The 24,197-nt window shown below is 48.5% G+C and carries 22 protein-coding genes and 5 pseudogenes; 10 read left to right on the forward strand and 17 right to left on the reverse strand.

The window, feature by feature from the left end:
* Positions 1 to 10 precede the first annotated feature (10 nt).
* The 9 genes from hypA to ACLJRS_RS03710 are packed head-to-tail and all read right to left on the reverse strand — an operon-like array spanning position 11 to position 7,241.
* On the reverse strand, positions 11 to 352 hold the full coding sequence (gene hypA / locus ACLJRS_RS03670; RefSeq protein WP_000544778.1) for a hydrogenase maturation nickel metallochaperone HypA: 342 nt from the start codon (positions 350 to 352) through the stop codon (positions 11 to 13).
* A gap of 12 nt (positions 353 to 364) precedes the next feature.
* The gene (locus ACLJRS_RS03675) at positions 365 to 1,252 is read right to left on the reverse strand and encodes a hypothetical protein (protein WP_001189390.1); all 888 of its coding nucleotides are present in this window, start codon (positions 1,250 to 1,252) and stop codon (positions 365 to 367) included.
* The gene (locus tag ACLJRS_RS03680; RefSeq protein ID WP_001016741.1) at positions 1,240 to 2,301 is read right to left on the reverse strand and encodes a hydrogenase expression/formation C-terminal domain-containing protein; all 1,062 of its coding nucleotides are present in this window, start codon (positions 2,299 to 2,301) and stop codon (positions 1,240 to 1,242) included. Before ACLJRS_RS03680 ends, ACLJRS_RS03675 begins: the two co-directional genes overlap by 13 nt.
* Positions 2,302 to 2,318: 17 nt before the next feature.
* Complete coding sequence (locus tag ACLJRS_RS03685; protein WP_000155985.1) at positions 2,319 to 2,729, reverse strand: hydrogenase; 411 nt, start codon at positions 2,727 to 2,729, stop codon at positions 2,319 to 2,321.
* The gene (gene hypC, locus ACLJRS_RS03690; RefSeq protein ID WP_000334904.1) at positions 2,726 to 3,025 is read right to left on the reverse strand and encodes a HypC/HybG/HupF family hydrogenase formation chaperone; all 300 of its coding nucleotides are present in this window, start codon (positions 3,023 to 3,025) and stop codon (positions 2,726 to 2,728) included. The genes ACLJRS_RS03685 and hypC overlap by 4 nt, the downstream gene beginning before the upstream one ends.
* Positions 3,025 to 3,633 carry a HyaD/HybD family hydrogenase maturation endopeptidase gene (gene hybD / locus ACLJRS_RS03695; RefSeq protein WP_000852664.1) on the reverse strand — a complete coding sequence of 203 codons (609 nt, stop codon included), beginning with the start codon at positions 3,631 to 3,633 and terminating at the stop codon, positions 3,025 to 3,027. The genes hypC and hybD overlap by 1 nt, the downstream gene beginning before the upstream one ends.
* A gap of 5 nt (positions 3,634 to 3,638) precedes the next feature.
* The gene (gene cybH, locus ACLJRS_RS03700; protein ID WP_000924456.1) at positions 3,639 to 4,382 is read right to left on the reverse strand and encodes a Ni/Fe-hydrogenase, b-type cytochrome subunit; all 744 of its coding nucleotides are present in this window, start codon (positions 4,380 to 4,382) and stop codon (positions 3,639 to 3,641) included.
* Entirely contained in the window at positions 4,333 to 6,135 is a 1,803-nt protein-coding gene (locus tag ACLJRS_RS03705) for a nickel-dependent hydrogenase large subunit (protein WP_000331200.1), read from the reverse strand. The genes cybH and ACLJRS_RS03705 overlap by 50 nt, the downstream gene beginning before the upstream one ends.
* 2 nt (positions 6,136 to 6,137) lie before the next feature.
* Complete coding sequence (locus ACLJRS_RS03710) at positions 6,138 to 7,241, reverse strand: hydrogenase small subunit (protein WP_001194448.1); 1,104 nt, start codon at positions 7,239 to 7,241, stop codon at positions 6,138 to 6,140.
* 418 nt (positions 7,242 to 7,659) lie between these two features.
* Here ACLJRS_RS03710 and ACLJRS_RS03715 point away from each other — a divergent pair, with 418 nt between their 5' ends.
* Both ACLJRS_RS03715 and ACLJRS_RS03720 read left to right on the forward strand, forming a co-directional pair.
* Positions 7,660 to 8,751 (forward strand): choloylglycine hydrolase family protein, encoded by a 1,092-nt coding sequence (locus ACLJRS_RS03715; RefSeq protein WP_000981375.1) that lies wholly within the window; start codon positions 7,660 to 7,662, stop codon positions 8,749 to 8,751.
* 45 nt (positions 8,752 to 8,796) lie between these two features.
* Positions 8,797 to 9,588, forward strand: a complete 792-nt coding sequence (locus ACLJRS_RS03720; protein ID WP_001518759.1) for a FadR/GntR family transcriptional regulator — start codon at positions 8,797 to 8,799, stop codon at positions 9,586 to 9,588.
* 58 nt (positions 9,589 to 9,646) lie between these two features.
* Here ACLJRS_RS03720 and ACLJRS_RS03725 read toward each other — a convergent pair whose 3' ends face one another.
* The 5 genes from ACLJRS_RS03725 to ACLJRS_RS03745 all read right to left on the reverse strand — a co-directional run bounded on the left by ACLJRS_RS03725 (position 9,647) and on the right by ACLJRS_RS03745 (position 16,475).
* Complete coding sequence (locus tag ACLJRS_RS03725; RefSeq protein ID WP_000864924.1) at positions 9,647 to 10,672, reverse strand: zinc-binding alcohol dehydrogenase family protein; 1,026 nt, start codon at positions 10,670 to 10,672, stop codon at positions 9,647 to 9,649.
* A complete protein-coding gene (locus ACLJRS_RS03730; RefSeq protein WP_000824240.1) occupies positions 10,647 to 11,933 on the reverse strand; it encodes an MFS transporter in 1,287 nt (428 codons plus the stop codon). The genes ACLJRS_RS03725 and ACLJRS_RS03730 overlap by 26 nt, the downstream gene beginning before the upstream one ends.
* 176 nt (positions 11,934 to 12,109) lie before the next feature.
* Positions 12,110 to 13,666: a PhoPQ-activated pathogenicity-related family protein gene (locus ACLJRS_RS03735; RefSeq protein WP_000476919.1), complete on the reverse strand. Its 1,557-nt coding sequence runs from the start codon at positions 13,664 to 13,666 to the stop codon at positions 12,110 to 12,112.
* 69 nt (positions 13,667 to 13,735) lie between these two features.
* Positions 13,736 to 14,977: an MFS transporter gene (locus tag ACLJRS_RS03740; protein WP_001095725.1), complete on the reverse strand. Its 1,242-nt coding sequence runs from the start codon at positions 14,975 to 14,977 to the stop codon at positions 13,736 to 13,738.
* Complete coding sequence (locus ACLJRS_RS03745) at positions 14,967 to 16,475, reverse strand: FAD-dependent oxidoreductase (RefSeq protein ID WP_000214835.1); 1,509 nt, start codon at positions 16,473 to 16,475, stop codon at positions 14,967 to 14,969. The genes ACLJRS_RS03740 and ACLJRS_RS03745 overlap by 11 nt, the downstream gene beginning before the upstream one ends.
* Before the next feature lie 44 nt (positions 16,476 to 16,519).
* On the opposite strand from ACLJRS_RS03745, the gene ACLJRS_RS03750 reads away from it, so the two are divergent.
* Complete coding sequence (locus tag ACLJRS_RS03750; RefSeq protein ID WP_001293637.1) at positions 16,520 to 17,008, forward strand: MarR family winged helix-turn-helix transcriptional regulator; 489 nt, start codon at positions 16,520 to 16,522, stop codon at positions 17,006 to 17,008.
* A 192-nt stretch (positions 17,009 to 17,200) separates the two neighbouring features.
* Entirely contained in the window at positions 17,201 to 18,280 is a 1,080-nt protein-coding gene (locus ACLJRS_RS03755; protein ID WP_000954688.1) for an S-adenosylmethionine:tRNA ribosyltransferase-isomerase, read from the forward strand.
* A gap of 51 nt (positions 18,281 to 18,331) precedes the next feature.
* On the opposite strand, the pseudogene ACLJRS_RS03760 reads toward ACLJRS_RS03755, so the two are convergent.
* A pseudogene (locus ACLJRS_RS03760) lies at positions 18,332 to 18,463 on the reverse strand (Rid family hydrolase); the annotation flags it as partial.
* Positions 18,448 to 18,576, reverse strand: a pseudogene (locus ACLJRS_RS03765) (type II toxin-antitoxin system RelE family toxin); the annotation flags it as partial. The pseudogenes ACLJRS_RS03760 and ACLJRS_RS03765, both read right to left, overlap by 16 nt.
* 153 nt (positions 18,577 to 18,729) lie before the next feature.
* Between ACLJRS_RS03765 and ACLJRS_RS03770 the strand changes: the two are divergent.
* Positions 18,730 to 19,167, forward strand: a pseudogene (locus ACLJRS_RS03770) (STM2901 family protein).
* Positions 19,161 to 19,490 (forward strand): annotated as a pseudogene (locus ACLJRS_RS03775) (DUF1493 family protein); the annotation flags it as partial. The pseudogenes ACLJRS_RS03770 and ACLJRS_RS03775, both read left to right, overlap by 7 nt.
* 93 nt (positions 19,491 to 19,583) lie before the next feature.
* On the opposite strand, the pseudogene ACLJRS_RS03780 reads toward ACLJRS_RS03775, so the two are convergent.
* Positions 19,584 to 19,757 (reverse strand): annotated as a pseudogene (locus ACLJRS_RS03780) (DUF29 family protein); the annotation flags it as partial.
* 298 nt (positions 19,758 to 20,055) lie between these two features.
* Between ACLJRS_RS03780 and ACLJRS_RS03785 the strand changes: the two are divergent.
* The 4 genes from ACLJRS_RS03785 (at position 20,056) to ACLJRS_RS03800 (ending at position 24,174) form a co-directional block, all read left to right on the forward strand.
* Complete coding sequence (locus ACLJRS_RS03785; protein ID WP_001176644.1) at positions 20,056 to 20,178, forward strand: LysR family transcriptional regulator; 123 nt, start codon at positions 20,056 to 20,058, stop codon at positions 20,176 to 20,178.
* A 178-nt stretch (positions 20,179 to 20,356) separates the two neighbouring features.
* Positions 20,357 to 21,364, forward strand: coding sequence for a LacI family DNA-binding transcriptional regulator (locus tag ACLJRS_RS03790; protein WP_000201080.1), 1,008 nt, complete (start codon positions 20,357 to 20,359; stop codon positions 21,362 to 21,364).
* Between the two features lie 143 nt (positions 21,365 to 21,507).
* Positions 21,508 to 22,959 carry a Na+/H+ antiporter NhaC gene (gene nhaC / locus ACLJRS_RS03795; protein WP_410957750.1) on the forward strand — a complete coding sequence of 484 codons (1,452 nt, stop codon included), beginning with the start codon at positions 21,508 to 21,510 and terminating at the stop codon, positions 22,957 to 22,959.
* 12 nt (positions 22,960 to 22,971) lie between these two features.
* Entirely contained in the window at positions 22,972 to 24,174 is a 1,203-nt protein-coding gene (locus ACLJRS_RS03800; RefSeq protein ID WP_000347162.1) for a MalY/PatB family protein, read from the forward strand.
* Positions 24,175 to 24,197: the final 23 nt, after the last annotated feature.

Here is a 24,197-nt window from a genome sequence, read left to right on the forward strand (position 1 = left end):
TATTCGTTGACTATTCGACTTCGATCTCGCGAATGCGCATTCTGCTACTGTCATCTATCTGCACTTTGCCTGAATGACAAAAGGGACAACAGAGTGTGGATGTTTGAGAGGTGAAGGGTTGATTACAGGACAGACACCAACCTTGCGCCGGTGCGATAGTAATGTGGAAACTCGCATTGTCAGCAAGGGTATGACGAGAGGCGACGTCCAGGCCAAAATGCAGCGCCGGCACCTCAACACAGGCCATAACGCCAATCTCCAGCCAGACTTGCTTTACCTTGCTGAACTGGTGATTTACTGCCTGTTCCTCCAGCAATTCGATAATATTTTGCGCCAGGGCTAATTCATGCATGGGCCAGCTCCTTCATTCAACAATATTTACGGCGACACAAGGATCAATTACCTGTAACTGTTGCGACCACAATGAGAGTGGAATAGTGGCCAGTTCGCGAGCAATGACGCCGTCAGATTGGGCGTGACGTGTGGTAGGCGAGATAATACGGTAATCAAGAATATTGCCTGACGTCGTCAGTCTGGCCTGATGAACTAACCATCCTCGCGCGGTTTCCACTACCGCTATTTTCCATTCGCCATCATCAAAACGATTCCAGCGCAGGGTAGGAAGGGCGCTCAAACTTCGGGCGAGCGTAATGCAGCGGGCCAGCAGACGTAGCGCAGTCGTTTTTCCGCTAAGACAACAGGCTGACAGTAGCGGATATTCGATAGCCAGAGGCGAGACATCCAGGGGACCATGGGTTATTAACGTATGGTCCGGGGACGATGCCATCGGTAGTGTAGGTGTAATGATATTCTGTACTGCCGCCAGCCAGCGGGCGGTTTCAGAACGCTCTTGCAAAAACCAGGCTTCCCAGCCCTTTACGCCAGCGGCAAGCCAGGTCTGAGGATCATCGTCAAAAAAGATTGTGCTTGCCAGCGGGGATAACTCTCCGCAACGTAACAACGCCCATTCTTCAGCGGTTGCCTGTCGGTGGCTAAACAGGGGGAGCCAGTCGGTCAACGCGCGACGGAGTGTTTCTCGCGCCAGCTCTTGTTGTGCGGCCTGCATATCTGGCTTCTCTTCAGGAAACAACAGTAAAGCCGCCGCCGCGCTGTGCGCCTGAGCGCACAACGTAAACAAACGTGAAATAAGCGTTTTTGCGTATACCGGCGTTGCGCCCTGTAACAAACGACCGATCGGCGCCTCCTGCCAGATAATCCGTAGCGGGTGAGAATAGACGGTCAATCTTTGCACGAACTATTACCTTCATCGATCACCATAAACCCGGACTTACTGGTTTCGCAAACCGGACAGCACCAGTAATCAGGTAACTGGCTGAAGGGCACGCCGGGTGGAATTTGCCATACATCATCGCCCAGCGCAGGGTCGTAAACCCACCAACATACTTTGCACTCCATGCGCACCACTGGCTCATTTTCTGTAACCGGGTATTCTTTCAACCATTCCAACGTATTTTTTAGCCCCGCGTAGGCATCTTCGATATCATCGATGCCTGCAACGGCGATATCAGGAATGTCCGCTATCTCAATCATATCTTGCAGTAATGTGTTCATATCATTGAAATAATTGACCCGCCATACGCCGGGAAAATGCGTGCTTACAATCCGGCATTTACCATATCCGCGTGAAAAAATAGCGCTACAGCCTTCGCCTAAAAAATGATCCAGATACTCGCGATCGGCATCGTTTACTGGCAACAGCGTTAAGTTAATGATATGCGGCTCTTTTACCGGCTGTTTTACGCGCTCGGCTATTTCATGCGCGATAAAGGCGCCATTCATCAATCCCGCCGGTTGTGGCGGCAATTCTGGCGTAATCGGCGGCTGCGGATGCGTCTGCCTGATGCTCTCCGGGATCGGGCCAATGATAATTTCATCGGCAACCCGTTGCTGGTCAGCGTTATATTCACGCACACGCCAGACGCCCGTAAAAACCGTCTCCTGAATACGCTGTTCTTTTCCATCGGATAATAGTACCCGGGCGGAGATTTCACCTTCGCCGAGCAGTTGATCCAATAAACCGCTATTCTGTTGCTCAGTGGCATTCAGCTTATAGCTCAGGGGAAAGGGGAGCGTTGCCACTGGGTTATCCATATCGCGAATAAGCGTAGTCAGGATGTGTCTGGCAACACGGAGCTCAGCGGGCAGCGCCTGTTCCGGTAAAACCGGCGTCAGCGGGAGATTAATGCCGGCGGGGATAGGAAGAAAGTTAAAGTCTTCCTCTTCTGGCTGCGAGCCTGGTCCGGCAATATTAACGACTGGAATAGTTCTGGAATGATTCACGTGTGTTACCTTTCATTCTATTGCGTGATAACGGGAATATCCTGACGATAGCCCGGTGTGGTCAGCAATGCGGCCACCCGCTGAGAGTATTCTTGCCAGCTATATAATCCCGCCAGACTGCCGACAAAACGGTGCTGGCGAAAGAAAAGCAGCGCCGGATATTTCAGAATGCGATACTCCCGGGCGATCAGTTCACTCTGTTCGCTATCCGCAAATGCCGCGGTATAAGACGTCGCCGGAAATTGCTTGAGGATCTCCGGGATGATGACCCAACTGTCGGCGACCTCCGGATGTTTGTTGGGGTCGCTTTGCAGCAAAACTAGCACAGTCGGATGCGCATTAATCAACGACGGGAGCGTTTGCGCATCGGTAACCAGAAAGCCTTTATCCGCCAGTGGACAAACAGGATTTTGGGGTGAGATAGTCATTTTTTTAAATGCTCCGGTAATTCAGGCGTGCGAGACAATAAATCGGCAAAACCGGTCAGCGGATCGCTTTGCGTGAGCATGGCCTGTTCCAGTGAGTCCAGCGCCGCCAGTACCTCAGCGGCTTCCGCTTCGTCCATTTCTCGTCGTGCTGCGCCGCCAAATGTCAGCAGCCATGCGCCTGCTAAGGGGGGAGCCACAAGCCGAATATCAACGTCGATAAGCTCGCCGTGTCGGTCGCGGCATTTGGCGAACCACTGACCGGGTGAAATAACCTGCACAGGAACGCCAATACACATTATGATTTCTCTCTCTGTAGCACCCGAATATCGCCGACCCGGCAAGCGCTTTGCGCATCTGGGCGTTCATCTTCGTAGCGTTCCATACACAGGCTGTAATGATTGAGTCTTTCAGTGGGCAAGGCCGCTGAAGAGGCGGTGATACCCCATTGCGCCAGCACTTCCTGCGCGAGATAGACCGCAGGCATCAGTTGCGCCTTTACCTGCGGCGTAAGACTCCCGCCATAGTCATCCAGACATTCCGGCTGCACGCCAATCAGCACAATCTCCGATAACTGGCCGCCGGTTAATTGCAGCAATGCCAGCACTTCAGAAAAACTGGTCTGATGTAAACTGAGTTTTTTCGCCGTCAGATAGGCGGGAACCTGTTCATCACGAAACATCGCCAGCGAACCTGGCGCCATACCAAAATCGATAGCATCCATGATTAACAGTTTTTCGGTCTGTTGCAGCCAGGGCAGCAGCGCCAGCCCCTGCGTACCGCCATCAACAACGTCAACTTTCTCGTTATCGGCATACTGTTCAAACAGCTTTTCCGCCGCTCTGACGCCGAACCCTTCATCTGCCCAAAGCAGGTTGCCAAGCCCTAAGATTGTTACTTCTGCCATTGTTATCACCTGAACCAGCGCCAGCCGCTTATCATGACGGAAATCACGCTTTGTCGGCTCATAATGTCTTCGCGGATAGCGGTATAAACATGCGCAATGACGAAGGCGATAATGAACCACATGCCCAGCCGGTGCCAGAAATGCAGCGCGAGGCTATCGTTGCCAGTCAGGCGAATCATCCAGCCAAACCATTGATACGCCCAACTGTCTGTTCCAAGTCCTTCGCCATAGAGCGCAAAGCCGCTACACACCATCAGTACGGACATCCAGAAATAGAACATTACCGCCAGTCCCGCTACCGGATTATGTCCATAGTAACGATGGGCCTCTTTTTCGAGGAAAAAATACCAGCGGATTTCGCTGATAACGCCTTTGCGCCAGGCGCGGCGCCAGAACGGAACCAGAAACATCTCCCTGGCGTACTCATTGCCGACACATGCCCAGTAAATACGAAACAGCAGCGCGACAGTAAAAATATACGCCGTGGTAAAATGGATCAGTCGTATCCAGCCCATCCAAAACATAAAGGTCGCTTCACCTTGAATCGATGGCAGGGGGCGGCCAATGAAATATCCTGTAACAGCCAGGACGACAATGGATAACGCCGTGATCCAGTGCCATAAACGGACCGGCGCTTCATAGATATAGTACCCCTGGCTGGTTATTTCTTTGAGATGCATTGAGACCTCCGAATCGTCGTCATCGTACCTGAACCCTGACCAGCTCCCCTCCATGATTATCAATAACATGGGTGGAGCAGGCCAGGCAGGGATCGAAGCTGTGCAGAGTACGTAAAATCTCCAATGGTTGATCGGGAACGGCGAGTTTAGTCCCCATTAACGCCGCTTCGTACGCGCCAATTTGACCTTTATCGTCACGTGGCCCGGCATTCCAGGTTGTCGGTACCACACACTGATAGCTGTCGATTTTCTGATTTTCAATTTTTATCCAGTGCCCCAGCGCGCCACGCGGCGCCTCGCTGAAACCAACGCCTTTTGCCGATGTAGGCCAGGTATCGGGTTCCCAGAGCGTGACGTTTGCCGTCGCCGTATCGCCGGACTTGAGGTTACGCATCAGACGATCGAAGAAATATTGCAGCGTATTGCCTGCCCATACGGATTCCAGCGCACGCGCGGCAGTACGTCCTAATGTAGAAAAGAGCGCTTCTTTAGGCAGCTTTAATACACTCAGCAGTTGATCCACGGGCTCTTTAAATTCCGGTTTATTTTGATGATATCCAATCAGATAACGCGCCAGCGGACCTACCTCCATCGCATGTCCCTTCCAGCGCGGCGATTTAATCCATGAATATTTAGCGGACTCATCCACCTGTTCGATAAAGGTTTTTGTGCCTTTATAGTGTTCGCCCATGACCAGTTGCGGTTCGGTCAGACCATCCCACGGATGCAGGCCCTTATCGTTATTGCCGTTACCATAGGTATACCAGGAGTGAGTGACAAACTCCTGAATCTCATCGGGGGCGGTTAAATCGACAGGATGAATTTCGTCGAAACGACCGTTAATGATAGCCCCACGCGGAAGCAGAAGATTACTGGCGGAATAATCGTTAGGGTTATCCGGAAACTCGCCATAAGCCAGCAGGTTCATGCTCGATAACCCGCCGCCGATTTTTGCCCAGTCTTTGTAATAACTGGCAATCAGCAAGACGTCCGGAAGATAAACCTGTTCGCAGAACTGGCGAGCTTTTTGGATGATGGAACTGACAAGGTTCAGGCGTTCCATATTCACTGCGCCGACCGCGCCCGTTTCGTCAAGGTTGATGGCGCAAGGAACGCCGCCCACCAGCCAGTTAGGGTGCGGGTTTTTACCACCGAAAACGGTGTGAATTTTTACGATCTCTTTTTGAAAATCGAGCGCTTCAAGATAGTGGGCGACCGCCAGCAAATTGGCTTCCGGCGGAAGTTTCATCGCCGGATGTCCCCAGTAGCCATTACGGAAAGGGCCAAGTTGACCGGACTCGATAAACCGCTTCAGTCGATTTTGCAAATCGCGGAAATATCCCGGCGAGGATAGCGGCCATGCGGAAAGGCTTTGCGCGATGGCGGAGGTCTGATGCGGGTCGGCTTTCAGGGCGGCAACTACATCGACCCAGTCCAGCGCGTGCAGATGATAAAAATGCACCAGGTGATCGTGAACGTGTAGCGTAGCCTGCATCATATTACGGATACAGTTTGCGTTGTCCGGAATCGCGATTCCCAGCGCATTTTCTACGGCACGGATTGAGGTCAGAGCGTGTGTACCGGTGCAGACGCCGCAAATGCGTTCAACGAATGCCCAGGCGTCTCGCGGATCGCGACCTTTCAGGATAACCTCCAGGCCGCGCCACATGGTGCCGGTCGACACAGCGTTAGTAATGACATTATTACTGTCGATATTCACTTCGCAGCGCATATGTCCTTCGATGCGAGTAACCGGATCGACCACAATTCGCCGTCCGCTATTGTCCAGCGTAAAACCCTGAGTCTGATAAGGATATGCCATAATTATTTTTTCTCTTCCGGAGCGTTTTCTGATGACGTGTTGTTTTTATTACGGGCATGTTTTATGGCGCTCACCGTGGCGTGAGCGATGGCGGCAGCGCCCGCGACGCCGGCAACGCCCAGTCCGATTTTATCGGCGGTAGCCTCAATGCCGGTTTGCGGAATGCCCGTTGCCCGGCTGTAAAAAGAACCGTAATCCCAGAATCCATCTTCCGAACATCCGAGGCATCCATGACCCGACTGGATAGGAAAAGACACGCCATCATTCCAGCGAACGGTTGAACAGGCGTTATAGGTGGTCGGGCCTTTACAGCCCATCTTGTACAGGCAATACCCTTTTCTGGCGCCTTCGTCATCCCACGCTTCCACAAACTGACCGGCATCGAAATGCGCGCGTCGGTAACATTTGTCATGAATTCGCTGGCCATAAAACATTTTTGGTCGTCCAAGACGATCAAGGGGAGGGATGCGATCAAATGCCAGCATATAGGTGATAACGGCGGACATCACTTCAGGTATAGGCGGGCAGCCTGGCACTTTAATAATGGGTTTATCGGTAATTAATTTGTGAACCGGCGTGGCTTTAGTTGGGTTGGGACGGGCTGCCTGCACGCAGCCCCATGATGCGCAGGACCCCCAGGCGATAATCGCTTTAGCATCCGCGCTGACGCGTTTTAACTTCTCCAGGAACGGCTCGCCAGCCAGTATGCAAAACATCCCATCTTCATTCAGCGGCGCGTTACCTTCCACGGCAACGATATAATTTCCTTTGTACTCACGCATCACATCCGCCAACGCCTGCTCAGCTTGTTGCCCTGCGGCGGCCATAATGGTGTCGTCATAATCCAGGGAAATGAGCGACAAAATGGCATCTTTTGCCAACGGGTGCGCAGAGCGAATGAAAGATTCGGTACAGCAGGTACATTCAAGACCATGCAGCCATATCACTGGCGTACGCGGTTTATTCTCCAGGGCATAAGCTATCTGAGGAATCATCGAACTGCTCAGGCCTAAAGACGTTGCGGTAAGGCTGCAAAACTTGAGGAAGCTACGCCTTGTCACGCCGTGTCTACGCATAACTTGATAAAATGTATCTTGTGTTTGCATAACGTTTATCCCAAACCACTATAGTTAGTGTGGGCATCATATGTTGCATTTCTTGTCTTTCTCAACGTGTTTTAGTAGCAATTATGTTTCTAATTCGTAACAACTGATTACATGTGTGCTACTCACATTACTCAAAAACATAAATTAATTTAATGTTATTGGTGATGTGGAGTAAATATAGCGTTGTGATGGTATCTGTTAATGTTGATAAGATTTATTTATAACATGATGGGATTTTTTAAAATGGTCACACGGATAACGCGTTTTCATGTTAGTTCGCTCTGTTTAACTCTCCTTTAAACCCGTCAGTTAAATTTATTAGCTTGTAAAATAAGATCACAATTAATTACGTGCCGCATAACCATTGATAGGTTTAATTTAATATATTCGTCCAATCCATTTTACAAACAAGGAGAGCATGATGAACAAAAGTAAAACAATGTTATTTATCGCTCCGGCGCTGTTTTCATACGCCCTGGCTGCACAGGCCTGCACAACCCTTGCTATTCAGGATAAACAAGGCGATATTTTTCATGGGCGTACGCTGGAGTATATGCAGGATTTACCCTCGTGGTTAACGTATTATCCGGCGGGAACACAGTTTGATAAAAAAACGCCGGATGGCAGTCAGGGAGTAAGCTATCAGGCGAAATATCCGATACTGGCCATTACTTCCACCATTACTGATGGCGATAGCAGGGACATACTTGAAGGCATGAATAGCGCGGGATTGTCATTTAGTGAAAACATGATCATGAATGCGCAGTTGCCGCCATTGCCCGCGAGTGAATATAAACAGGCAATTCCTGTCACCTCGTTGGGAGAATGGGCGCTGGCCCGTTTTGCTACTGTCGGCGAGGTAAAACAGGCAATAAAAGAGGGCAAATTCTGGTCACCGGAACTGCATCGGTTTGGCGATCTGAAATCGCCATTTCATTATGCGTTTTACGACAAGAAAGGAGGAAGCATTGTCGTTGAAGTGGAAAATGGCAAATTCCATGTCTATGACAATCCCACTCGCGTGATGACAAATGGTCCCGCATTCCCCTGGCATCTGACAAATCTGAATAATTATACGCAATTAACCAATGTGGACCGCTCTTCAGGCACACTGGGCGGGATAAAAGTGATGCAGCCTGATAGCGGGATTGCTATTGCAGACTTGCCATCGTCCGATACGTCGGTTTCCCGTTTTATACGCGGCGTTTATTACACCACATATGCACCGCAAGCGACATCCGCCCACGATGCAATGAATACGCTTGCGCATATTATGAGCCGTTTCGATCGTCCGAAAAATATTACGGTTGATTATATGGGGAGTGAAGGGGAAGGCAACGCCACCCGCAAACCGGTCTCAGAATATACGGTCTGGACAACGCTATCTGACTTAACGCACGGTGAAATGATGGTGCGCGGCTACAATGATATCAACTATAAAACCTGGTCTCTTTCTCAGTTTAAGAACGCGACTGCGCCCGTGTTCGAGAAAATCAACGTCAAAGGATAAACCGCTCGTCTCTGTTTAGTTTCCCCGGTAGTCTCGGCGAAGGTAATGGAGACTACCGGCGGTTGCTTCTCTTTATCATGCACGGTAATTAATTATCACGATCACCAGCGCCAGGATGGTATGCTAAATCCATTCAAAATCCCCTGGATATGGATTGGAGGGCGCATGGTTATACCTGAGGTCAGGCAGGAGAGGCTCTATCAGAAGATAGCCAACCTCATCATTAAGCTGATCAATGATAATATTTTTCCACCGGGAACTTTTTTACCGCCAGAACGCGAACTGGCAAAACAGCTTGGCGTGAGCCGCGCCTCCTTGCGAGAAGCCCTTATTGTACTGGAGATCTCCGGATGGATCGTGATTCAGTCCGGTAATGGGGTTATCGTTTCAGATAAAAAACACCTTGCCAGCGACTATACCATCGAAGAAATTCTCTCTACTCGCGAGCTGGTTGATAGCCATTGTGCGCGCTTAGCCGCACAAAACGATAACGTTGACGTCATCAACCAAATAGAGGCGATTTATCATCGTATGGATCAAGCCATTAACGATAATAACGTCCACGGCTTTTACTCGCTGGATAAAGAGTTTCACCTTGCGATCTCTGAGGCTAGCCGTAACCGGGTGTTGTTCGATATGTCCCGTATGTTATGGGAACAACGGATTAATATCCCTTATGCCGGGCTTGATGAGCAGTCTGGAGACAGAAATGTTTTACTTAATCTCAACAAACAACATAAAGCGATAGTGGATGCGATGCGACAGTCTGATGCTGACAGCGCCTATGAGGGATCTCTGGAACATTTACGCTATGTGAGAAAGATTGTCGGCGGCTAAGTTTGTCGGTAAATAACACCGCATGGCGGATATGCCATGCGGTAGAACTCGCCGTAAATCAATGGAAAACAGCATTAATCTTTAAGTAGCGCTCCGGATAGCGATCAAGCTCTTTAACTGCATCAGGGATCTCATCAAGATTGACGACCTTACTGACAACATCTTGCGGATTAATCTCCAGCGTTGACAGCATGCGTAATGCCTCATCAAATTCACCGGCACTGGTGCGGGAGCCGCGTAAATCCAGTTCTTTGTAGGTGATCAGGTTCGTCGGCAGCGACGTTTCCTGTTTTGGCCATCCGGTAAACGAAATACGACCAGCAAACGATGCTAAATCAAGCGTATTTCGAATAGCGCTATTTGCGCCGGAGGCTTCTATCACGACCTGCGCCATGGTGCCGTGGGTGATATTTTTAATAGCGTCGATAACCTGATCGTCAGCGGCGTTCAGTACATAAGGAACGCCAAGCTTTTGCGCATAGCGTAGCCTTTCTTCCACAATATCGATCAGAATAGGCGTTGCCTTGTAATGACGCGCGCTTAATGCCGCCATAAGACCAATGGCCCCCGCGCCGATGATGGCAACATATTCCCCGGCCTTAACGTTTGCCCGATGCAGCGCGTGCAGAGCGATAGTCAGCGGTTCTGCCAGCGGCGCCATTTCAGAAGGCACATTATCTGGTATTTTATGAATTAAATGTGCAGGATGAGTAACCACCTCCTGCATTGCGCCATCGACATGCACGCCAATGACGTTTAAATTTTCACAACAATTAGTTCTGCCGACAGAGCAAGGGTAGCAGTGACCACAATAAATATAGGGGTCAACAATTACGCGGTCACCTTCTTTAATATTGTCCGGCATTCCGGCGCCTTCCTGAAGAACAATTCCGGTCACTTCATGCCCAATAATTCTTGGGTAAGTAACCAGTGGGTTCGTTCCACGAAAAGCCCCGATATCCGATCCGCAAATGCCTGCAGCATCAACCTTAATTAATACTTCATTTTCTTTCTTATGGGGATAATCCACCCAGCGGGTTTCAACTTCACCAGGCTTATTAATGAACACAGCTTTGACTTTCATTGGCTTTGAATCCTTTACTTTTTACAAACACGAAGACCAACAGGCTTGAAACGATAGCGATAGCACCAGCCAGATAGAACGCATAGTCATATTTACCGCTAAATTGAACGATAAAACCGGTGACAAGCGGACCGATAATACCGGATATATTAGCCAGGCCATGCATGGCTCCGCCGACGCTCCCTACCTTATCTTTATGAACAACATCCTGAATAACCGCCCAATAAATTGGGCCTGTTAAATAGAGCAGGAAGAGTGAAACTGACATGAGCGTAATTGCGCTACCAATAGTGCTAACGGTACCGGAAACGGCAACACATACCGCCGCGCCTGCCAGACATACGCCCAGAATAAGTCGACGTGAGAGCAGGGCATTACCGGTAATCCGATAAATTACATCAGAACAGACGCCGCCGAGCACCATACCAATGGCGCCGATGACCCAGGGAATTACCGTGGCGATACTAATTTCTTTAATATCGAGATGTAACGAATGGTTCAGATAACTTGGGAACCAGGTCAGGAAGAAAAAAAGAATATAGTTGTAGCTGAAAAAAGCCAGAGTTGTCGCCCATACCATTGGTTGTTTCATGTAATAGCCGAGTGAAGGCGTAGCCCGGCCATCATCAGATAAAATAACGTCCTCATGATTTTCAAAATCAATGCGTTCTTCCGGCGCCAGGCGTTTACTCATTGTTGGCTTATCGCTAACGATAAAGTACCACAGTAGTACCCAGACCAGGCCAAATAAGAAAATAATGCCAAATGCGGGGCGCCAGCCTAAGGATAACGCCAGCAGGCCCACTATCGGCCCGGACACCGCGCCGCCGAGCGGGGAACCGGCGCTAAAAATTCCGATCGCCGTGGCAGACTCCTTTCGGGAAATCCAGTTATTGATGATTTTATTTCCGGCAGCGCTGACCGGTCCTTCAGCCATACCGAAAAGAACGCGCACGATAAGCATTGTCCACAATCCGGTGACCAAACCAGTTAAGCCACAAAATACAGACCATAGTAACGCTGCGATGAGAAAAACCGTTTTTGGCCCAACTTTATCGCTGGCCCAGCCACCAATAAAATTAAACAGGGCGTATCCGATAAAAAACGCGCTGAAGATCATCCCCATCTCCGCGGCGTTAAATCCTAACTCCTTTTCGATCAAGGGGGCAGTTATCGACAATGCTGAACGATCCATATAGTTGAGCATGTAAACTATAAATAGAAGAAAAACGATAAGCCATCCCATTGTTTTTCTTTTCATGATTAATCCTCTTATTGTGGTCTAGCGGCCTGACCACAATATTTTAAGGTTATTTTCAAATCACCTCTCTTGTGGTTAGAACGTGATCAATATAACAAAAATTTATCGCAGAGGATTTTTATCCATCGCAAGCGTGATGGATGAAGTTCTTTAAAATCAGACAATTACTTGAAAATTCAATCGAGACTATCGTTTTCCCCTAATCCACGCCCCGGTAACGTTTGACATGCAGCGTTAACAGAAGGTGGCGCTGTCTGTGGGTATTTTTCATCGGGCGTAATATAAACCTGACTCGTGGCGACATAGCCATCATTAAAAGTGGCTTCGATATAGGTAGCTTCCCAACCTGTCTTCGGTTCATTTAACGTAATACTGATCTTATTGTTGGCGGGAATATCTATTGTAAGCGGCTGATAGCGGATGCCACAGGCATAACGAAAATCACGCGCATTTGGATTGTTGGCTGTCCAGCGAACGACTTTTACCGGCGCTTCTGAGAAATAGACCGTAAGAAGATGGTGGTGAATAAGGCCGATCAACTGTGGTAATGTTTTTTTACTTTGAAACCTATTAATAAATGGAACGAGGCTTTCTTCAGCGAACTGGTTAATTGAGTAGTGGTTCATATTAGACACTATACGTAATGATTTTACGCCAGGAAGTTTGCTATAATAAAAGCGAGTGTTGTCTGGTACGAAAAAATCATCGCCACTTGCATTAATAATATATTTCGGTATTGCAAGGCGGGGTTGATAAATAGTATTGAGATATCTTAACGGATCTATTATTTGCCTTAGTTGGGTAAATGTGGGGGATTTTATTTTCTCATCTATGCCTTGCTGGTAGTAGGGGTAGAATGTAATGGGCCAATTTCCACCGTATGATTGATAAATATGCTCAAGAGAAGCATCAATATCAAGTAGATCAATGGCGAAGGGAACAATTGCTTCAACATCAGGATCGGCGATAGCTGACAACCAGGTGGTCCACCCACGCTTTGAAATACCTGTAATGATAAAGGAATTTATATTCCATTGCGTTAACTCCTTTTTTGCTAATCTCATCGCTTGCGATAGGGCAGTGACCATAGGAATATTTAAAGGCATTAACTTACGTTGCTCCGGCGCTTCCATAAATAATGCCCAGCTTCGGGAAACGCTTTCGTCCTCTTTCAGTAGTTTTTTATCATCCTGAAAGGTTAAATATTGGTTAGGTATATCACTCACTGATATTACGATGGTATTCGTATCACGGGAGATGCTTGCCAGTGTTTGCTGAGTAAAATCAACGGGTTTACTGGGGATTTGTACGCCTTTTTCATAATTAATTCCGTTGTTTACAACCACCAAAGCATGGTGCTCTTTTGCCGTTTCAGGGATATAAATATCAACGTTATGTCGCCATTGCGCAGGGGTTACCATGTCATCTGGCGACCAGTGTTGCGATAATAATTCATAGTGTCTGACTACCACCTGTGCTAATGGAGCTGTATTAATCAAGGTATATTTTAGCGGTGTGCCTGAAATCTGCTCCCGGTAGTCGGGGAGAACATGAGACAAATCACACTCCGGGCTGTTTCGACAAAAGAAGATGTTGTTATGAAGTAGTGTATAAACTTTTGTAGAAATGAAAAACAGTACGATAACAACGAGATATGTTTTTTTCATGCTTTCCCCGCGCTTTACAAGGGCAAATGCCAGCCAGCATAATTTCCATAAATACCTCTTAAACATTCAATATAAGTACAATACTTTTGATAAATAAGGGAAGAAGGGAACAATAATGTTTGTGACGTTGTCACATTATTCTGTTTCTGGTTTCACTATTAGCACTGAACTTTTTGAAAGGTAAATCATTGCCGTCACCAGACCAATAATGGCGACAGAGATAGCTATACCGATCCAGACGCCATACAGAGCATAACCCAGGACAAATCCGCCCAATACGGGGGATATAAAATCAGCGATTGCGATTAATGCCTGCGCCGTTCCGATGACGATACCTTGTCGGGCAGACGATACATGGACGGACAAGGCGGCAAGATAAGTGGGTTTGGCTAGCGCATCAGCGATGCTAATACAAACGATAGCAAAAACAAGCACAGGTATGGTCGTGGCGATACCCGCAGTGAGAAATCCAGTACAAAGAAGGGCGAAGATGAGGATAATTAGCTTTCGCTCCGAAAAATATTGGCTCACCCAACCTAACAGAAATAGCTGAACGAAAATATTAATAACCCCGTCCGCCATTAACAGATAGCTTAACGCTTTTGGCCCAAAGGGAAGCCCATTCCAGATGAAGGTGTCAGAAAGAAAAACAGGTAATTGTGAAGAGTACATGCCATAGGCGAAGAAATGACAAAGCATTACGATGATTAAGACGCGAAGGACAGGCATCTTTAAAATAGCGCGGGCAGAGAACGCCGCTATTTTATCTGTGGTACGTGATGTTGTGGAAGGGTCTTTTAACCCCCAAATCGCGACCAGGGCAGACCCAAGGACAAGTATAAAGGCGGCGTAGATCGGCGCGCTCAGACTGATACGCGATAACCCCCCGGAAACGCCTGCCCCGACAATACCGCCTAAACCAATGCAGCCTGTGAGGATACCGATTGCCTGACGCCGATTTCTGACGTGCGTACAATCGGCAATATAGGCTGCGGCGGCTGACAAATTCCCGGCGCTAATGCCAAAAAGCGTGCGGGCGAGCAGGATAAACAGGATACATTGCGCGTTGGCGAGTAATAGTAAACTTATCGCCGCAATAGCCAGCGTGACAATCAGTATTCGCTTGCGGCCAACGCGATCGGAAAGGTGGCCAATCAGGGGCGCCGCACAAAATTGGCTAAAAGCTTCAGTGGCGATGATGATTCCAATGATAAGCGGCGAACCGCCCATCTCGCGGATATAAAAAGGCAGTACCGACATTACAGCCGCTGTACTGGCGGCATAAAGGCCGACAAGCAGGAAAACAGGCAAAATACGCCGCTTGTTGAGCGGGGTGATAGTTTCGCTGTCGGTGTTCTCATAGACATTAGTATTCATCTTTAATCCCTATGGCAAAACGAGAGAGATAATTTTCAATATCGTTGCTCTGTTTGCCGTGAAAGAATGCGCCGACATAGCCATCGGGTCGGATCAGCACGCATTGACCCGGCGCCAGATGATAGGATTCCCGGAAGTGCCCCAGGGTATCGATGAGCTCGTCCTGCTCGCCAATGTGATGAATACGCAGTCCTCGCCGCGCATCGATGACCTTACCATGGGTTTCGTAGGCCAACAGATTCCAGTCCGGACCTTGTAGTAACTGAAATAATCGTAATGATTGGCCGCCGGCGCCCAAAAGAGGAGCATCCGGAGCTCTTTCTCCCGCTTGTAACCCATGCTGACGTTCGGGTAACGTGTGGGCTAAGGGGGAGTTGGTATACTGGATGTCAAGTTGTTGAACATCGCGTTCTCGTTTGATGCCTCCCTGTTTTTGAGAGTCAAGTAATCGGGTAGAAAGGTGGAGCAGTGATTCGGCTATCGGGCGGCGTTCCTGTTCATAGCTATCGAGAAGTTCTTCTCCTGCGCCCCGCAGCGAGGCTGCCATTTTCCATCCCAGGTTATAGGCATCCTGGATGCTGGTATTTAACCCTTGCCCACCCGTCGGCGGATGCACATGAGCGGCATCACCGGCTAAAAATACCTTACCCACACGGTAATGTTCCGCTATGCGCGCATTCATCTGGTACTTCGATACCCAGGGAATCGAATGGATGCGAACATCCATCCGCCCGATTCGTTCAGTAAGAAAAGCCGTGAGCACGTCGGCTGAGAAATTCTGCGAGTCGTCCGGGGCCAACAACGCCTGGATTTGAAAGAGCTGCGTGCCGGCGAGAGGGCAAATCGTTATCATCCGCGCCATATCGCCATCGTTAAAATGGTGCCATACATCCCGGTTCAGACCGGAAAGTGAAGCGTCAGCCACAAGCGCATGGATTCCCAACGTACGACCGGGGAAGCTGACGCCTAATTTTTTTCTGACAAAGCTTCCGCCGCCATCCGCACCTATCAAATAATGCGCGATGATGACCTCTTCTCCAGCCGGCCCGGCAACATACGCGGTGACTGTGCGTGGGGTTTGCGCAAAATGTCGTAACTCGCAGCCGAACTCCACCCGATGTCCCCATGCTTTTAATTGCTCTCGCATAATCGTTTCTGTCACGTTCTGTGGAACCATCAATGGCAGATGGTAGGGTTCGGCGTGGGTCGGTTTTGTATGATGCGCAATATCTGAATCTACATAGCTTCCGTCGTGACGGTAGGTTCGTAGTCGGGGATAGAGCCCGCCGGCGGCGACCACTTTATTGAGTATTCCAAGATCCTCGAAGATTTCTTGCGTTCGCGGCTGAATACCTTTACCGCGGGAGCCGATAAAAGGCGTCGTTCTTTTCTCAATCAGGCGAAATGAGACCCCGTGACGCGCCAGTTCGATGGCTAAAGTAAGCCCGGTAACGCCAGCGCCGCAGATCAGTACATCTGTAGTGGTGTATGTTGTCATCGTCTCTCCAATATGTGTATTATGCACATAAGAGGAGACATGCTATGTCAGAAAATAAAAATGTGCAAGATACACATATTTCCGAGCAAATGAAGGCGCTTCACGGTGCGTTGATTCGCGTGGTAAGCGCGCTTAACCGGCCTCGTAATGATGAGAAATTAATTGCAGAAGCGGGGATTCAACTCGATCGTGCGCTATTTTCGATCCTTATTAGTATCGAACGTTTAGGGCCGATTGGCGTTGTTGAGTTAGCCGAACGTGCCGGTCGTGATTATACGACGGTAAGCCGACAGGTCGCCAAACTGGAGAAGCTGGGATTGATAATACGGCAGCATAATGCCATCGATCGTCGTATACGCGAGGCCGTTATCTCCCGGACAGGAAAGGCGATGACGGAGCGTATAGACGCTGCGCGAGAGCAAATGGGCAACGTTGTTTTTAAAGACTGGCCTCAGGATGAAATTGATATCTTTGTTCGGTTAATGCAAAAGTTTGCCGATGCAATGGATAGCGATGCTTCAATGCCGGAATAAGCAAAAGAAAAGGGCGGTCAAATCCGATCGTCCAGGCTAATATCGGTATCTGACATTGATTAAATAGCCAGCAAAGTAAATATAACAACAACATTTATCGAGTTAATTTTCACCCTTTGAAAGGCCAACGTATACTGCAGAATACGGCTATATAACAATCGCCGTATCAATGGTTTTTCAAAGGGTAAATATATGCTTACCGAAAAATATGATTTTCGCATTACCGATCAGATGACTATCCCACTCAGACCTCATTGGATAGCCAATGATTCATACAGGGAAAAGTGTAAAATGCTTGTCCTCAACCGGAGTAAAGGGGAAATTCATAAGGTAGACTTTAGTAAATTAACAGATTATATCAAAGAAGGTGATGTAATCTGTTTTAACGACAGTACTATAATAAACCATATGTTTATCTGTAAAACAAGACAGAATAGGTTAATTAAAATTGTTTTAGAGGGATTTTTACCAAATAATAGAGTAATTATTTCCGGACTTTTAAAAGAAAGGCTTAACGCGAATGATGTTTTCTATTTGGTTGATAACCCTGAAATTTCCATTAAGATAGAGCAAAGGTTTAGCGAGGAGAGCCAGTACCGGGCCGTCGTGGAAAATCATGAGGCCTTAATTTGCTATTTAGCCAGTCATGGTGAGCGTCTTGATGAGTATGTGGACTCCAGCTTGTTTTATAAATATCCAGATGCTTACCGTTCCGTTTTTTCTAAAAAATATGGTTCTTTGGAAATACCTTCTGCCGGCATTCATTTTACCTGGGATCTTATCCAAAGAATCAAAGATAAAGGTGGGTTAATATCCTTCATCACTTTACATGTTGCATCAACAGAAATGTTGTCCAACAGAAAAATACAAACAAAATGTGTAGAGGAAGTGACTATCAACGAAGAATACTACGAGGTTCCACAAGCTACAGCGGATATCATTAATACTGCGAAGCAAAATGGCGGACGTATTTTTGCCGTAGGAACTACCGTTACACGATGTCTGGAATCTGCGTATTCGAGGGAACACAATTGCCTCAAAGCAAGTTCTGGCTGGACTGCGCTTTATATACATCCAGGCTATCAACTGAAAGTGGTTGACTGCCTGCTAACGAACTTACATCAGCCAAAAACGACGCATATGGTGTTAACTGGTCAGTTTGCTGGGGTTGATCTACTCATTAAGGCCTATACCTCAGAACATATCCAGTCATGTCAGTTCGATATGTTTGGTGATTGCATGTTAATCATACAGGATGAAGGGCAGGGATGAATAAAATAAAACCGGTACATATAATGCTACCGGTTTTACCGAGAATAAGCATCAGGGGATTCGGGCAATAACCTTTATTTCGAAATCAAAGCCGGCCAGCCAGGTAACGCCAACAGCGGTCCAGTTAGGATAAGGGGGATGGGCAAATATCTCCTGTTTCACCGCCATCACGTCGTTAAGTTGTAGACGGCATCATTTTCACGCTTTCCAACACCAATGACAGTTACCGTGATAATTTCATCTTCGACGCTGTAGACCAGTCTGTATCCTGTACCACACGGCTTAATTTTGTACTTAACTGCTTGTATCGATTACCAGGAACGTTAACAGCGTGCGCACCAGCTTGCCATTGTCTAATTCAAGCACACGACGAACAAATGTGTTATAACAATCCTATAAAGTGGTTGCATTGCCAATGCATAAAGTTAATTTAATCAGGAAATTAGAGTATGGATACAGTTGAAGAGCTTAATAGCACTTATTTTTATGCCGGACGTTCAAATCTGACTGCTAGTCAGTTGCTGTTTATGATTTAGTTGGGTGTTCAGGATTTTGGGGCGATAGTGTCTATTGTGGCTGGATTGAATGTTTCGCCTACGCGGACAAAACCGCGTGGTGCTATTGAGGGTACATCGTTAGCTTCCCGTGGTTCTCGTAAAGTATTTGGTACTGCTAAATTTCCTTGGGGAATACAGTTGCCATCTGTGATAGGTGGATACCCGCCATCAACGTTAAAAATAAAAATGGTTGCGAAAATTAGCGCGTTTACCGGTCGTGCTATACCTGTTGTCGGATGGATAATTCTGGCCTCTGATGTGTCGCAGATTGCATATCGTACAGTCAGGGATTACAACCGTATTGCCAGAGGAAGCGATAAAATATGGTAAGTGATACTCTTGAACAGCGGATTTATGAACTGGTAAGAAGCCATGATGGAATTTACCTCTTTAAGAAAAAAGAACTGACACCGTCAACAGATTTGGATTCAGATCTACGGCTGGAAGATGATGAAGCACTGGCATTGATGGATGATTTTTTTACGACATTTAATGTAGATAGAGGGAGTTTCTCGATCACAACATACTATCCGCCAGAACCACCGCTAAAGCATTTGCTTAATCCGTTTCGCAAAAACGATATTCCTCAGGTGCCGGATTTCACTATAGGTATGCTCATTGCGTCTGCCAGGGCTGGTCGCTGGTTGTATGAACTGATTCACGCTGGGGGGCTGCTTTTCGCCTTCCGCTATTATGGTGCGCATAATGTATATTATGTTAAATGCACCAGAACAATTAAAAGACATGTCGTCGCGCAGCGTATCAGCGAGCGCCCACGGCATTTCAGACGGAAAACTCTTTTCACGCGCTGCAGATAACACGGCATCGCCGTAGGACTCAACAGCCATTTCCGACAGTTCCCGTTTTAATGACGGGCTTTTTTCCAGATGACGGGCAATTTTCCTGCGCTGCGCTGACATGGGCTAAAAAATCAATGGGAATCTCATTTCATGAGGTTTGATTATTCACTATCTGCCAATGTCTTGCATTCACACTCGCCACCTACACTGGCGGCGGTCAAACATAATTCATCGGTTATCAGTTCGTATTTTAACGTCGCGCCTGGCATGACCTGCACATGCGTAACCGTATCGCCTGGCCTGTTTGTTTTTGTAGACGACGCCGAACATCCAAAAAGGTTGCGAAGATTCCAGCAGACAGGAATGTTATAAGGAGCTTCCCCCTTCGACACAAATAATGGTTGAGGACTGAGAACAGATGCAGCTGAATATGCTGGAAGCCATGAATATTTATGTCAATGTGGTAGAGCAAGGGAGCTTTATCCGCGCGGCGGAGGTGCTTGAGCTGCACCGCCCTGCTTATTCCTCCCCTATCCTGTGACTACCGGCTCACCACCGGACAAGCCGCTGTGCTTATCAGCAAAGCCGAAATGATTGTTTTAGGATGATTTTAAAAATGTTTATAAATTCAGGCTGCGCCGCAGTGATTGCACTGATTTCCACGTAACATGATAATCAATGGCTTTGATACCCTTTAAACGAACAAATATGAGCTTAACATGGCGACAATAAAGGATGTTGCATCCATGGCCGGTGTATCAACCGCGACTGTATCACGCGTCATTAACCAGACCGCGTGGGTTGAACCCGTCACGCGCGAACGTGTAGAGAAAGCCATGCGCGATCTCAATTATCGCCGGAATGCCGCCGCTATCGCGCTGGCGAAACGTAGCGGCGATATGCTCGGATTGTTAACCGGCAATCTGGCAGATCCTTTTTTTGCCCGCCTTGCTCGCGGCGTAGAAGATGTTTCTCGTAAGCAGCAGTATCGCTTGATGGTATGTAGCGGCGGCCACGACGAAGAAATGGAAAAAGCGGGACTGGATTTTCTGGTTAATCAAGGTTGTGAGGCTATTGTTGTACACGCCAGCCGATTACCGGATAAAGAGCTGCTGCGCTACGCAGCCCACTTTCCAGCGCTGGTTGTTGTGAATCGTTATATCGCCGGTATGGCCAACCGGTGTATCTGGCTGGAAAATCGCAGCGCCGCCAGGGAAGCGACCCGATATCTCCTGGCGAACGGGCATCGGCGCATCGCCTGTGTGACATCTGACTTGCCAATTATCGATCGTCAGGAACGCCTTGATGGTTACCGTGAAGCGCTGGAAGAATATGGTATTTCTCCAGACCCTCGCTGGGTGATTAGCGTTCCGTTTAACGAAGAAGGCGGCGAGCGGGCCGCGCATCAACTTATTAATAGCGGGCTTCCCCTTACGGCAGCGGTCACGTTTAACGATGTGATGGCCGCTGGCATTATGCGTATTCTTCATCAACGCGGCGTTCAGCTTCCGCAACAGCTCTCTATTGTCGGCTTTGATGATGTGGTGCTGGCCCGGTATCTTTATCCGGCGTTAACAACAATGCATTATCCGGTCGAACAAATGGCGCGTTGTGCCGCGCAACTGGCGATACAGTTATACCAGGGCATTACGCCGCCGCCCAGCAGCAATCATTTCAATGCCGAACTGGTGATCCGCGATTCTGTCGCGCCCTATTTTTCACGGTGAATGCGTCGTCAACAGTAAAAACTGTGATGACTATCAAATTAACCCTTCTCATGTAATCGGTTACATGGACGAAAGTAATGGATCACAGTAGTGAGAAGCGTATCCCCCTACCCTTGAGCTACCTTACTGACCGGAGCTCCATTATGAGTGCATCACAAAACAAGAAGAAAACGCTGTCATTGGGTTTAGCGCTAATCCCAGTCATCTCCATGTTGTTATTGTTGATTATCGGTTTCGGCATCATGGGGCTACGTATCGAACCGCTCCTTCTGTGCTCTGCGGCGGTAGCGGCAGGCATTGCATGGTGGCAAGGATACTGTTGGGAAGACATCATCAACTCAGTGGTGGATAAACTGGCTAAAGCAATGCCGGTTATCATGATCCTGATCTGCGTGGGCGGTTTGATTGGCACCTGGATGTTTAGTGGCACCATTCCCTACATGGTGTACTGGGGGCTAAAACTCATAAGCCCGGAATATATTTTGATTGCAGCCTTCTTTTTAACCAGCGTGGTCTCCGTCTGTACCGGCACATCGTGGGGGTCCGCCGGGACGGTTGGCGTTGCGTTAATGGGGGTTGCCGCCGGGCTGGACGTGTCTCTTGCAGCAGCAGCTGGCGCCGTTGTTTCTGGCGCTTATTTCGGCGACAAAATCTCACCGTTGTCCGACTCGACTAACTTTGCCGCGATTGTCGCAGACACTACTCTGTTTGAGCATATTCAGCATTTACTTTGGACGACCCTGCCAAGTTTCCTGCTTGCCGCCGTGGTTTATCTTATCGCCGGACACAGTAATATGCTGGGCGAGGTGGCTACGCCGCAGCGCGTTACGGACATCATCCACTCGCTGGAGTCGCTATACCATTTTAATATTGTTCTTATTTTGCCGCCGGTGATCGTACTGTGGGGCGCAATTCGCAAGAAGCCTGTCATCCCATTAATGTTAAGCGCCTGCGTACTTGCCTTATTCCTCGGCGTCATCATGCAGGGACTGAGCATCAAACAGGGACTGGACGCTTTCATTGATGGATTTGATATCGCCATGTTCCCACAAGGCGCAGAAGGTGTCGTGGCCGATGTTCCGCGCCTGCTAAACCGGGGCGGAATGTTCTCGATGATGGGAACAATACTGTTAGTTTTCTGCGCTTTTTCATTTGCCGGAGCGCTAACGTTAACCGGCGCGTTAACGATCATCATTAACCGACTGCTGACCATTATTCATAGCGTTGGTCAACTCATTGCCGCCACTATCGGCACCACAATTTTGGTCACAGGAGCGACCAGCGACGGTAAACTGGCATTGTTAGTTCCCGCCGAACTGTTTAAAGATGCCTATCGTCGTATGGGGCTGGATACTAAAAACCTTTCACGGACGATAGAAGATGCCGGTACCGTTATCGAACCTCTCCTGCCGTGGACCTCGGCTGGCGTCTACATGGCAACCACGCTGGGCGTTAGCACGCTTGATCTTCTGCCCTGGGCTATCCAGTGCTATGCGGCAATCTTCTTCGCATTAATTTATGGTTTTAGCGGAATTGGTATTGCCAGAACTGCCTCCGCCTCAGAAAAGTCGCCGCAATCGTCAGTGACGGAATAATAAGGAAACAAGATGGATTTTAACCAGATTATCAATCGCAACAATACTGGTTCGGTAAAGTGGGATTTTATTGAGCGTCACTTTGGCGATGGCGCAGGGAAACTGCTGCCGATGTGGGTTTCTGATTTCGATTTTGCCTGCCCGCCTGAGGTTCAGGCGGCATTGCATCAGCGAATCGAGCATGGCGTATTTGGCTATAGTGAACGTGATGAGGCCTATTTTAACGCCCTGCTTCACTGGTTTTCGTCACGCCACCAGCTCACGTTAAAACAGGAATGGGTATGCAGCGTGGAAGGCGTCGTACCAGGGTTGGCGCTCTTGGTGCAAATGTTGACGCATCCAGGCGACGGCGTAGTGGTACAGGGACCATACTATGGCTCCTTCGCCAAAATAATCACGCTTAATGGTAGAAAAATGCTGGAGAATCCCCTTAGCGAGTCGCCGGACGACGGCTACCAGATGGATTTTTGCCAACTGGAAAGGCTGTTTCGCCATGAGCGCCCTCCGCTGATGATTTTGTGTAATCCACATAATCCAACCGGGCGTTGCTGGTCGGCCAACGAGCTGGAGCAACTGCTTTTATTATGTGAAGCTTATGATGTCACTCTCATCTCGGATGAAATATGGGCCGATCTATTGCTGCCCGGCGAAACCTTTACCTCGGTACTGCATTTAGGGGAGCGCTGGCATAAACGGGTCATCTCCGCCACTGCGGCCAGCAAAACGTTTGGCTTATCGTCGTTGCGAATTTCTAATTTTCTCATTCCCGATCCTACGCTTCGCCAGCGATTCCTGTCTCGTCTGGACGCTCATGGGCTGGACGTCTTTAACGCCCTCTCCGTTCAGGCGGCGACTACCGCATGGAATGAAAGCAGACAGTGGCTGGATTCGCTACTGGATTACCTGGCGGAAAACCGCCGCTGGTTTGTTGAACAGGCGACAGAGCACCTTCCCTGGGCAAGAATTGTCCCGGCGCAGGGAACCTATTTATTATGGATGGATTGTAAAAAACTGGGACTGGATGACGAACAGCTAAAATGGGTAATGGCGGATGTCGCGGGTATTGCTCCTTCAATGGGCAGCGGCTTTGGCCCGGCGGGCAGCGGATTTATCCGTTTAAATCTGGGATGTCCACGTACCTACCTTGAAATGGCAATAGACGGCCTGAAGCGAATATCGGTGAAGACAATCAAAGGAATACCAACAGGCGGATGAATTTTTCGGGCGGTAAACTGACA

This window comes from Salmonella sp. SAL00670, assembly GCF_046552235.1.
GTDB classification, from domain to species: domain Bacteria; phylum Pseudomonadota; class Gammaproteobacteria; order Enterobacterales; family Enterobacteriaceae; genus Salmonella; species Salmonella enterica.